The sequence below is a fragment of the Streptomyces sp. NPDC059534 genome (assembly GCF_042743475.1).
GTDB lineage: Bacteria > Actinomycetota > Actinomycetes > Streptomycetales > Streptomycetaceae > Streptomyces.
Genome location: NZ_JBHWAQ010000084.1, coordinates 1 through 9,891 on the forward strand (window position 1 = coordinate 1; position 9,891 = coordinate 9,891).

Annotated in this window: 9 protein-coding genes; 2 read left to right on the plus strand and 7 right to left on the minus strand. The window is 68.1% G+C overall.

Features of this window, described 5'->3' with window-relative positions:
• Nucleotides 1-85: 85 nt before the first annotated feature.
• From ACFVZH_RS39270 to ACFVZH_RS39300, 7 genes are all read right to left on the minus strand, one after another.
• Nucleotides 86-925 carry a hypothetical protein gene (locus ACFVZH_RS39270; RefSeq protein ID WP_384905298.1) on the minus strand — a complete coding sequence of 280 codons (840 nt, stop codon included), beginning with the start codon at nucleotides 923-925 and terminating at the stop codon, nucleotides 86-88.
• A gap of 59 nt (nucleotides 926-984) precedes the next feature.
• A complete protein-coding gene (locus ACFVZH_RS39275; protein WP_384905300.1) occupies nucleotides 985-1,386 on the minus strand; it encodes a DUF6009 family protein in 402 nt (133 codons plus the stop codon).
• Complete coding sequence (locus ACFVZH_RS39280) at nucleotides 1,383-2,879, minus strand: phage/plasmid primase, P4 family (RefSeq protein WP_384905312.1); 1,497 nt, start codon at nucleotides 2,877-2,879, stop codon at nucleotides 1,383-1,385. The genes ACFVZH_RS39275 and ACFVZH_RS39280 overlap by 4 nt, the downstream gene beginning before the upstream one ends.
• A 26-nt stretch (nucleotides 2,880-2,905) precedes the next feature.
• Nucleotides 2,906-4,018 carry a bifunctional DNA primase/polymerase gene (locus ACFVZH_RS39285; protein ID WP_384905302.1) on the minus strand — a complete coding sequence of 371 codons (1,113 nt, stop codon included), beginning with the start codon at nucleotides 4,016-4,018 and terminating at the stop codon, nucleotides 2,906-2,908.
• A gap of 497 nt (nucleotides 4,019-4,515) precedes the next feature.
• Entirely contained in the window at nucleotides 4,516-5,457 is a 942-nt protein-coding gene (locus ACFVZH_RS39290; RefSeq protein WP_384905304.1) for a replication-relaxation family protein, read from the minus strand.
• A 13-nt stretch (nucleotides 5,458-5,470) separates the two neighbouring features.
• A complete protein-coding gene (locus ACFVZH_RS39295) occupies nucleotides 5,471-7,645 on the minus strand; it encodes an ATP/GTP-binding protein (RefSeq protein ID WP_384905306.1) in 2,175 nt (724 codons plus the stop codon).
• On the minus strand, nucleotides 7,642-8,235 hold the full coding sequence (locus tag ACFVZH_RS39300; RefSeq protein ID WP_384905308.1) for a hypothetical protein: 594 nt from the start codon (nucleotides 8,233-8,235) through the stop codon (nucleotides 7,642-7,644). The genes ACFVZH_RS39295 and ACFVZH_RS39300 overlap by 4 nt, the downstream gene beginning before the upstream one ends.
• 35 nt (nucleotides 8,236-8,270) lie before the next feature.
• Between ACFVZH_RS39300 and ACFVZH_RS39305 the strand changes: the two genes are divergently transcribed.
• Together ACFVZH_RS39305 and ACFVZH_RS39310 are read left to right on the plus strand one after the other, a co-directional pair.
• On the plus strand, nucleotides 8,271-8,873 hold the full coding sequence (locus ACFVZH_RS39305) for a DUF5954 family protein (RefSeq protein WP_384905310.1): 603 nt from the start codon (nucleotides 8,271-8,273) through the stop codon (nucleotides 8,871-8,873).
• Nucleotides 8,874-9,236: 363 nt separating this feature from the next.
• A complete protein-coding gene (locus ACFVZH_RS39310; RefSeq protein ID WP_384905314.1) occupies nucleotides 9,237-9,800 on the plus strand; it encodes a hypothetical protein in 564 nt (187 codons plus the stop codon).
• Nucleotides 9,801-9,891 lie beyond the last annotated feature (91 nt).

The following is a 9,891-nucleotide window of genomic DNA, read 5'->3' on the forward strand; positions in this document are numbered from 1 at the left end:
TCTACCGCCTCGCCTATCTGGGCCTCGGCCACGTTCTCACTGGTCATCGATGCATCCTCCATGATCGGGAGTTACACCGAACGATTTACAGTCCCTCGGGTGCACGTTCGTCGGCGCTGCTCTCCTGCGGGTCCTCCGAGGATGCCTCTGGGTCTGGTCCCGGCTGGGCTTCCTCTTCCGGCTTCTCGTCCGGGTCGAGGATGCCTTCCAGCCGCTCGTTGCCTGCGGGGACGTCGGGGGTGCTGGCGGACAGAGTGAGCAGCTCAATGTCGTTGGCGAAGTGTGGGTCGGTCAGGCCCTGGAGTTTGATGGGCAGGCCGGAGCCGGGCAGGACGCTGGTCTTGTCCGGTCCCGCGCAGAGGAGTTTCCAGCCCTGGTCCGGGGCTAGGCCAGCGTTCTCGGTTGACGTCACCACCGCGCCAGCCACCCTCGGCTGGGCTGTGATCAGGTCGTACAGCGCCTCGGTGTCGGTCCCTGCTGGCAGTTCGGTGGCGAGGAGGACGTGGGGTGTCCACGAACCGCCAGCGTCTTCCTGCAGGCGTGCCGTACCGAAGGTGGGTGCGCCGAGCGCGGCCAGGGCGCGGCGCTGGTCAGCTGTGTGGCAGGTCAGGTCGGTGACCGCGTCGGCGAGCTTACTTGTGTGGGCGACGCGTTCGGGTGCTGCGTCGTCGAGGCCGGGGGCGGTGTCGGCCAGTGCGGTGACCTCCAGGTGGCCGGGCAGGGGGGTGCTGGCGAGTTCGACCGCGATGACGGAACAAGTGGATCGCCTGACGACGCCGTACGGGCGACGGACCGTGGCAGTTGTCAAAATGGTCAGGCAATCGGGCTGGTTGTCGGTGGCCGGGGCGGTCTCGTGCCAGCACTGCGCAGCTGCGGCATGTGCAGCGCCCATGCTGCCGCATTGCTGCCCCTTAGCAATATTCATGCCCGAGCTTCAGTCGCTTCAGTCGCTCCAGTCGCTTGGGGGCTCTGCCGCGACCCAGGTCACAGAGGAAGGCTTATGCCGAGTTCGCGCATGGCTGTGGACGGAGGGCCACCTTCGCTGCGCTCTGTTTTGCGACCTTTGACCGTGGGTTGAAGGGTGCTGGGGTCGACGGCTTCAGCCGGTGCGGAGCTGGCGTAGAGGCCGTCGGGCGCGGTGTCGCGGTCGTGCGGTAGGAGCCAGAAGACGCGACGTCGGAAGGTGCCGGAAGCCCGTGATGCCTTGGCGGTGCCAGCAAGGACTGCGTAGCCGATCATTCGGCCGTCGCGATGGTAGGTGGGTTTGCCACCGCGGGTGGGTAGGCGGTCGAGGCTCTGGCGGACGTAGTCGAGGCTGGAGATGTCCTCGAGCCAGACGAGGTCGTTCTCGTGCTTGAGATCGTTCTCGCTGATCAGGGAACTCATGCCGTCTCCTCCTGGGCGAGCAGTCCGATGCCAGGGTAGTACTTCCTCGAATTCGACAAGATCATCTCTTTGGGGGAAGAAAGTCCGAGAAGCTCACGGGCTCGGGCGGCGAAGGTGCGGTTGCTCATGGCAAGGCAGCCTTCGCTGCTGCACCAGGCGCGGTATGCCTCGTAGAGGGTCTTCTGCTCGGTACGGCAGTCGGGGCCCAGGATGCATGCCTCGTCGAAGAAGCGACCTGTGTGATCCTCGGTCTCGGCGTAGGCCGTGGTGGCGATGCGGACCTTGTCAGGGCCAGTGAGGTCTTTCTCGCCGGCAAGGTAGCGGCGCGCTCCGTCGATGAGCCAGTTCAGGATTCCGGAGCCTTCCTCCGCGACGAGGATGTCGGCGAGGTTGTCGATCTTGCGGTCGTCGGAGACGGTGCGTTCGAAGGGGATCAGCCGCATGCGTCGCCAGAAGGCGAAGCCGCCCGTGCCAACTTCGGGGCGGTGGTTGCCGAGGAGCCAGAGCTTGTGGGTGGGGTTGAAGGAGAAGAAGTCTTGGCGCATGCGGCGGGCTTTGATGCGGTCTCCGCCTGTGAGGAGCTTGACTCGCGCCTCGTCAAACTTGTCGCCTGGCTTGACTTCGGAGCAGACGACGACACGGCGCCCGTGGAGTTCGGCAAGGTCGGTGGGGTGGCCTTCGTAGGGGCGGGCCATCAGGAAGCCGGGCGGGGCAGCGTCGGCGTAGTCGCCGAGAAGCTTCATGAGGACGTCGAGGAGGACTGACTTGCCGTTCTTGCCGGCGCCGAAGAGGAACGGCATCACCTGCCCTCCGACGTCCCCGGTAATGGAGTAGCCGAGCAGCAGCTGCAGGAAGGCGATCATTCCGGCGCCTTCGGTGTCGTCGCCGAAGGTGTCGGCCAGGAAGCGCTGGAATCTGGGGATCGGTACTACGGCTGGGCCTACGGTCGTGGAGCGGGAGTGAAAGTCTTTGTTCGGGTCAGGCATGCGGACGAGCCCGGTGCGCAGGTCCACGATGCCAGCGGGAGTGCACAGGGCGTACGGGTCGGCGTCTAGGTGCTCGGCCCTGAGGACCATGCCGGGCGCGGACTTGGCCTGGGCGAGCAGGGCGTTGAGCCCGGCTGTGCTCAGGGATCGGCGGCGGTGCTTGCGCAGGGCTTCAGCGGCATGCTCGCCGGTGGGGTCGGTAGTGGCGAGGTGTTCGCCGATCTCGCCGGCGGCCCACAGGACGGAGTCGTCTTCGTCGACTTGCCAGCGGGTGGTGTCCCAGCGGTACCAGCCGAGGCCTGGGACGTGCCTGAAGTCGGTTTGGTAGAGCCGGATGAAGAGTTTGGCGTTGCCGCGGTCGCTGAGGCTGTCGGGCAGGAGACCGTGTGCGGTCGCCTGGCCGACCGGGTTGGCACTGGAAGCGCCACTCTGTTGGGGCGGCAGAACGGGAGCCGACTTGGCAATGATCTGCGCGGCGAGGTCATGGGGGTTGAAGTCGAAGAGCATGTTCGACTCACCGCCTGCGGGGCTGGTCACGGGCGGCTCCCAGGGTGGAGGGGGCGTCGGGCGCCGGCTGTCATGCCGCTGCGGATGATGGCTTCGGCGCGACGTTCCTGGCCTGGGCGGGCATGGCTAGCGGTCTGCATGAGCGCGTCCTGGGCGTCGTTCTCGGCGAGGTGTCCGCCGGCCACGAGGCCGCCGAGGGTGTAGGCGGCCCGGTTGAGTTTCTCTGAGAAGCCAGTGTTCTCGGTACCGCTGGCGCAGTCCGCAACTTCGGTCAGAACTGTGGCCAGGGTGGCGACGACAGGGTCGCCGCTCTGCCGAGCGGCTGCGACGGCCTGGCGAGCACGGCCGGGCACCGGGCGGGGAGCAGGGACGTGGGCGGCGGGCAGGTGGTGGGTGCGCTGGAGTTCCTGGGCTAGCCAGGACGGGAGTGGCGCTGGGGTCCTGGTAGTGCCGATCGGGGTGTAGACGCCTACGTCGGTGACGGTGCCGGGCGCGATGATGTAGCCGCCGTCGGCTCGGACGTCGACCTCCCAGGCGAGTGCGCGGGTCTTGCTGGAGCCTGAGGAGCACTGCCAGCGGCGGGCGTCGGTGTTGCGGTACCAGACGTGCATTCCGCCGGAGGGGGTTCGGACGCGGAGGGTGTTGGTGTCGTCGGCAGGGCTGGCCTGGCCTCGGAGAGCTGCGAGGACGGCGAGGGTGTGGAAGCCCGTGGTCATCGCGGAGACGTCGATGTCTTCGGCAATGTCGATCCCGGGCAAGAGTCGGTTCCTGTCGGGGAGCAGGGAAGCGTGGGCGTCAATGTCGATGACGACGATGTCGGCTGGCCCGCAGGCGACTGCGACACCCATCTGTGGGCGGGGGCCCCACCACTGTTGGATGCGGTGCATGTCCAGGGTCGCTGCGTGGAACCCGTGGCACCAGCGGCCTTCTCCACGGCAAGAACAGGTGCGACGGTCGTGGCCAGCCTCGCGGCATGTGGGGCAGTTCGCGGCAGGTGTCTTCTTGCCGGGGGCCAGTGGGTGGACAGGCCAGCCGTGGCTAGCGCACCAGCGGGCAAGACTCAGCATGTCGGATCCTGCGGAGGCAGGGGTGGCAGCGACTGTTGAGTCGCTGGAGGAAACCCGCAGGTCAGCAGGCATTTCGTTCCCCCAATAGCGACTGAAGCGACTCAACAACGGAGACAGCCTAGCGAAAACGCCCGTTCGGGCAGACCACCTGGAGTTAGGCGAGTCGTCCCGGTTCCAGGACTCCAGCGACTGAAGACTTGGAGGAGCGATTGAGTCGCTTCAGTCGCTGCCTCTAGTCGCTGGGGAAAATACCAGGTCAGGGGCTACGAGGCATGCAGATCAGCGACTGAAGCGACTGTAGACACCTATATATGACACGCACACGCACGATCTGCACGGCTGATATATAGAACTTTAGTCGCTTCAGTCGCTCTTTGCCTGACCAATAGCGCTCTGACCTGCAGTTTTTCCCCAGCGACCGAGCGACGCAACAGTCGCTCCCCTTCAGTCGCTGCTGCCAGAGCACAGCGACTGAAGGGGATCCCCACCGTCAGTTCAGGCAGAAGGCAGCACCAAGGCCGCGGCACCGTGTTGCCCCTAGGCCAGACAGAAGGCAAATTTCTTGCCGCTCAGGCTGCCGCCGCAACGGGGCTGCGGAGCCAGGCATCGACCGGTTCAGCTGCTCCGAGGACGGGAGTGAAGATCCGCTGGAAAGGACCATGAGTGCGGAGCTGCTCGAGGGTGGTGACGCCGGCTCGGAGTGTGGTGGTGGCGAGCGCTGGGTCGCTGGCGGTGAGGCTGCGCAGGTCGGCGATCCTGCGGGCGAGCCGGTCTTCGGCGGCGCCGGTCAGCGCGAGTAGAAGGCGAGGGAAGACCGGGTAGCGGCTGCGCCACGCTTGCATTGCGCCTTGGCGGCGGGGTCCTCGGGCGCCCTTGGCGGATAGGAGCTGAGGTGTATATGCATGGTAGGAGGCATAGGCGTGGATCTTCTGGGCCATGCGGGCGATCGTCATCTGGGTGCGGTCGACCTCGACGAAGAAGGTGAGCAGGGTGTGCTGTTTGCCCTCGATGTGGACGTAGTTGAGGACGGTGTCCGGGACGAGGCTCAGCTCCTCGCCCGGTCGGGCTTCGTCGCGGTAGTAGTGGGCGATCTCGGGTGACCAGTCCAGGGGGCCGCACTCGTGGCCGAGTCGGCGGGCGTGCTCGACGAAGGCCGCTCCGGCTTCGACCACCGCGAGGGTGTGCTCCTGGAGCGGGCCCAGAGCGGCTTCCGGGCTCATCCGGTACGCGCGCTGCTGGAGCAGGCCGACGGCCTCGACGGCCTGGGCCCCCTTGTCCGTCAGCCACCACAGCAGCTCGGTCTGACCGGTGCTGCGCCGGCCTACCGCCTCGGCGAAGCCGGCCTGGCGGAGGGTGTGGAGCTGGCGGCGCAGGTACTCGGTGCGGGTGTGGTGCGGGGTGACGAGTCGGTGGAGCTGCCGGGTGGAGACCAGGCGGTGCTGGTAGAGGACCTGGGCGGCCTGCTGGGCGATCTGGCCCAGCCCGGTGGGGGTGGACTGTGGGTAGGGCATGGGTGATTCCCTTCTAGTCGATGACGCTGGTGGGGTCGCCGGCGCTCGGGTCGGCGGGGCGCAGGCCGGTGTGGTGGGCAAGGACGACGGCGTCGAGCTCTTCCAGGTCGGCCAAGATGCTGCCGAGCGGACGGCGGTTGAGATTGCTGTCGATCGCCCGGTCGAGGGCGGGGACGCCGGCTGGGTTGTCGTAGTGCGCGAAGACCTCGTCCACGGGCAGACCGCGGACCCGGAAGGGCGTGGTCCTGGCGCCATTGAGGTTCACGGACATCACGTAGTGGTACTTCGGGAGCTCGGTGATCGTCTCCGGACTGACGTGCCCGTTCCACCTCTTGGCGACGAAAGCGGCCTCGTCGTAGTCGGCGGCGCAGGTACTCAGCCAACTCTGGTTTTGCAAGAGGGCCTGACGGGTGATAGCGGAGAGCCGAAGCACCATCTGGGTCATGCCGATGAACCTCACCTCGTACTTTCGAAGCTGCTCAGCGATGGCGGCGAGGAACCCCTTGCTGCTGCTGTCGAGCGCGGTGAGCTCATCACCCCAGGCCCAGAAGGTCTTCCGCTGCTCGCGCGGGGTGTCCTGCCGGGAGAGGCCGGCGCGGTGCAGGTCGTGGATGAGGAGGCAGCTGACCAGAGCATCGCTCTCGCTGCCGGACGGGCAGACGAACACCACTTTCGAGGTGTCCATGGCGTGCCGGACGTCGTAGGCGGAGCGGGGGCTACCGAAGAAGCCCTGGAGGCTCTGGCTGGTGTCGAGGCGGTCGATGGCGTAGGTGACGGTGGGCACCGCGTCCGGGCCGAGCTTGGGAAAGGTGGTCTCCCAGTACGCGCGGACGCGATCCGGGAGCTTGGGTAGGAGCCGCTCGCGCCAGTCCTCGTCGGTGAGCCAAGTGCGCAGTTGGAAGAGCGTGCACTGCGCCTCGGAGTGGCCGGCCTGGACGGCCTGGAGGTTGAGCAGAGCCAGGGCCTGGGAGGCGCGGGCCAGGATGGTCCGGGCGCGGGGGGCGTTGTCGCCCCAATCCTGCGCCGCAGCGATGCCTTCGGTGACGGAGCGCACGATGTCCTGGACGTCGGAGAGCGTGCGGCCTTCCGTGGACAGGGGGTTCCAGGAGACGACCGGCTGGTCCGGGTTGGCCTTGGCGAGGTTGATCTCCCAGAGCCGGTCTGCGATCTCCGGGTGCGCGAGGTAGGGCTTGGCCCGGGCCCAGCCCTCGCCGTGCGGGTCGAGGAACCAGCAGCCGTGGCTGGCGTGCGCCATCGCGATGCACTGGACCAATGCCTCTTCGGTCTTGCCGTGGCCTGCCTTCCCGAGCTGGAGGCCGAAGAGGAGGTCCTGCACGCGGGCGGCGGCGATCCGCTCGCGGCCGTCGGGGTAGACCACGGCGCCGAGCGGGATCAGGTCGCGTTGCCCGGTGTAGACTGGGAGGTCGGCCGGGGCCGGCGGGACCAGGCCACCGGAGCGGACCACGCTGGAAGCGGTGCACTTCACCGTCGGCGGCTTGAGCCATCCGGCCAGCTCGGGCACCGTCAGCCACTGTCGGCGGATCGGCGCGAACTCCCCGCTCGCGAACCGGTGCTCGAACCGGCCGATCGCCCAGCTGCGGGGCCGATGGACCTTGAGGTAGTTCTCCCCCGAGGTCATCGACAGGGCGGCGATCAGCTGGTGCATCCGGGCCAGGGCCAGTTGCGGATGGGCGGCCTCGGTACGTAGCAGGACCTGCACGGCGAACACCGCGCCTGCGCTGGGTTCGAGCTTGCCGACGCCGCCGCGCAGGTCGGTCTGCCGCGGGATCCGCTCGGAGCGGTTGGAGGCGCCGGCGCCTCCGGACCAGGCCGAGGTCATCGAGCCCCAGAAGCCGCCTCCGCCGAGTCCACCGGTGAGGCGCTCGCCATACGCGGACGGGCCCCGGCGCGCGGCCCGTGCCATCAGGCGGCGCCGGCGGCGGGCCAAGCGCCGCTGGGAGACCGGCACCAGGTCGAAGACCGCCTCCGCCTTCTCCCCGTCCTCGGTGCGCACGGAGGCCATGGCCGCGGCCAGCTGCTGGAGCGGGTCGGGGCTCAGGCCGAGGGAGGCGAGGGCTTTGTAGTCGGGCAGGCCCAGGGCGAGCTCGGCGCGCTGCACGTATCGGCGCGCGCTCGCCTGGGCGGCGGTCGCCTGCGCCGGCCTGGCGAGGGAGATGACGGCGGTCACGGCGTTCCTCCCGGGCCGTTGAAGCGGATGGGGCGGATATCGGTCTGGCCGTGCTGGGTGTGGACCTCGACTTCGGCGAAGCCGGGCATGTTCAGGATCGCGGCCGCGGCGGCCGGGCCTTCGATGTAGCAGCGCATCTTTCCCTCCACGGCGGTGTACCGCAGGCGCACTGCGGATCCGCGGGCTGGGACACCGTCGGCGGCGTGGTGAACGCGCCCGAGCTGGCGGGCCCAGCGGCCGACTTCTCCCTCACCGGGGTCGAAGGTTGCGGTCGGGATCACCTCGACCTGGACCCGGTCGGCAAGGGCTTCCCGGACGAGCGCCGCGCGCCGGATCGTCCACCACACCAAGCCCGCCGCCCCGAGAACGCCGAGCGCGACGAGGTACGGCGCGGCCGCGCTCAGGACGGCCTGGAGCTGGGCGAGGAGCTCGTCGACTGACAGGTCCGGGAGGCTCATTTCGGCCGGACCGAGGTCGGCCGGGACGGGGCGGTGTGCTGCACGGTTCCTCCAGGGTGGTGAGAATCCCTTCACCTGGACCAAGTAGGAATTCGAGGCCGATCCAGACACCGCGCCCGAATACTTTGCCATCCCTTGACGATTGAAGGGGGTGGCGCGTTCGGCTGGTGTCCTCGGCGAGGCGCCACACTGCCCTGGGGGTACGGGGCCCGCTGTTCGGGGCCGCCTCGCAAAGCGAGGACGACGGCCGGCGGTGGCGAGTGGTCGTCGAGGTCACCCACAGCTGTCCGCAGCAAGCCCGTGACGGGCTGAACTCCCTGCTCTGGTTCCAGGCCAAGGCCGAGGCGCAGAGCAGGCAGGAGCGACGCGCACTGCTGGCCGCCGTCGGCCGGCTGGAACGTGAGCGTGTCGACGAGCTCACGGCGCTCGAAACCCGTTACCGCGTTGTGCAGGCCGAGGAGTACGCGGCTCTCGAGGAGCACGGTGACATCGAAACGCCGTGGCCCACCGACCCCGAACCCCTCTCCCCGACGGCGACCCTGGCAGCCGCGCCCCCCGGGGCGACGACGACCTCGTCCTGGATCCGGAGGCCCCCTCTCCCCTCTCCAGGCGTCAGAGCGACTGTCCATGCGCTCCCTGGCCTACAACGGGATGAAGTTTCCCGACCCCATGCTGTGCGACTCCCCAGGTCCAGGCCCTCTACGCGGCATGGGGCTACCGGCCCGTCGGCCGCCGCCAGCCATTCCCCGACTCACCGAACCTCCTCGTGACGCTCCGCGGCCCCAAGGCATAGCCCAACAGCAGCCCTCGGCGACTGAACAGCCTCCGGCCTGTGGATGGACCCGTCCACAGGCCGGTCAGGCGACAAGCAGCGCATCTACAGCTACCACTGCTCTTGAGAGGCCATCAAACCCTGTGCGGTCAGGAGGTTGTCCGCGAACCTACGGAGACGCGGGCGAGGGTCTTTCGACGTCGTTTCTTATGGCGGTTCCTGGCGGCACGGGTGACTGAGCACGAAAGTTGGCTCTTGAGCACGCTTGTTGGTGCCTGAGCGCAAGTCCTGGGCCGCAACGGAGCGGGCGGGCTTCCGCTCAAGACGCTACCGATCCTCGCCAGTAGACTCTCTCGCCATGATGGCTGCCACTCCCGTATCGCACATCCCGGCCGCGCCAGCTGGTTTGACCCGCAGGGCGAAGAAATTCGTCGAGGTGGAGGGCCTCTTTGTGCCTCAGCAGAGCATCGAGCTTCTCCGTGAGGCATGGATCGAGCACGGCATCCCGGCTGCGGAGATCGACCGTGCAGTGGCCTTCGACGACCGTTGGGGCGGTCTCGCGTTGCCGCCGGCGCCGTTCTACGAGAGCGGCCCGCGCATCCTGGGCGCGGACATTCCCGAGGGCTCGGCCGCAGAGGGCTGGTGGATCCCGGCCGGGGACGGTCGGGTGTCCATGGCCTACGGATTCTTGATCGGCCCTGGAGGCGAGTTCGGGATTCATGGCTCCTGTTGGGCACCACTGCATGCCAGTACCGAAGGCTGGGTGGAATCGTTGGCGCTGGCCGACCACGCGAGACGCTGGGCCAAAACCATCACGCGAATCACGGGCAAGTCCGTCGACTCCCTGGACCTCGAAGGCTACGAGCCAGTACCTGAAGTGCTGGGCCTGACCGACACCTGGTGGCGGGGCAAGGACTCACTCTGAACCGCCCCGGCGTGTCCGGGGACTCAGTTTGTTGGATGAGCGACCCGGACGGGGGCGCGGTGGTGATCGTAGTGGGTTTGTTCGGCCTCGG